Raw genomic sequence first — 1,280 nt, forward strand, 5'->3', positions numbered from 1 at the left:
TAAATAAGGTTGACACATTTCCAACATGAAATTGGAGAATGTCATGAAATCAACGAGTAAACGAACCCAACGAGATTACTCTCTTGCCTTTAAATTGACGGTTGTTGACCAAGTAGAAAAAGGTGAGATGACCTATAAACAAGCTCAAGAGCGATACGGGATACAAGGCCGGTCTACTGTCTTAGTTTGGCTTCGTAAGCACGGTCAGCTAAATTGGTCTAAAGGAATAGAGAAACCAAACACAGTAGGTAATGGCATGCCTGATTCTCCTTCTACTCAAACTCCAGAACAACGGATAAAAGAACTCGAGCAACAACTTGAAGAAACTCAACTGAAAGCGGACTTCTTTGAGGCTGTCGTAAAAGTAATGGATAGGGATTTCGGTGTCCGAATCTCAAAGAAGCGCAAAGCCGAGTTATTAAGGAAAAAACGGTCAAAAGGCTCACAGTAACTAAAGCTTGCCACTTCATCGGGATTACTCGGCAGGCGTTTTACAAACGCTACGCGCTCGAGCTTCAGCGAACTCAGAAAGAGCAATCTGTCATTGGGTTCGTCAAAGAGCAAAGGATTCGACATCCTCGATTAGGAACTCGAAAGCTCAAGTACTTACTCAGTCAGAATAACATTGATATAGGGCGAGACTGTCTGTTTTCGTTGCTAAAACAGCATCGACTGTTGGTCTTAAATCGTAGGGCTTATCATCGAACAACAAACAGCCATCACCGGTTCCACTGCCATCCAAACCGAATCAAAGAGGGCATGGTTCCAAATAAACCGGAGCAGTTGTGGGTCGCTGATATCACTTACTTGGCAACACGAGCGGGAAATACTTATCTCAGCTTAATCACTGACGCCTACTCGAGGAAGATAGTTGGGTATCATCTAGATGATAATATGAAGACGCCAGCCGTTAAAAGTGCATTCCTGAAGGCTTTGAAAGAGCGGCTATATGAGGGCGAGCTTATTCATCACTCTGACCGAGGTATTCAATACTGTTCTGAGGAATATCAGTCACTACACAGAAAATATCACGTGACATGCTCTATGACTGATGGATACGACTGCTATCAAAATGCTCTAGCTGAAAGAGTAAATGGTATTTTAAAGATGGAGTACTTGCTGACTAAGCCGAACGACTTGAATGAAGCTAAGAAAATGGTTGCTGAGTCGGTGAAACTCTATAATGAACAGAGGCCACATACAGCTCTAAAATACAAAACGCCCGATGAAGTTCATCGAGCGTTTTAACTAAAAGTGTCAACCCATATCAGGACGGGTCA

General features: G+C 43.0%; 1 protein-coding gene. It reads left to right on the forward strand.

The features are described 5' to 3' along the window. Positions 1-43: 43 nt before the first annotated feature. A protein-coding gene (locus BCT11_RS02050; protein ID WP_102386953.1) for an IS3 family transposase occupies positions 44-1,248 on the forward strand; the annotation gives its coding sequence in 2 pieces (ribosomal slippage) (positions 44-431 and positions 431-1,248; 1,206 coding nt in all). Positions 1,249-1,280 lie beyond the last annotated feature (32 nt).

Origin of the sequence: Vibrio sp. 10N.222.52.B12 (genome assembly GCF_002875385.1) — a bacterium.
In the GTDB taxonomy this organism is placed as follows: Bacteria; Pseudomonadota; Gammaproteobacteria; order Enterobacterales; family Vibrionaceae; genus Vibrio; species Vibrio jasicida.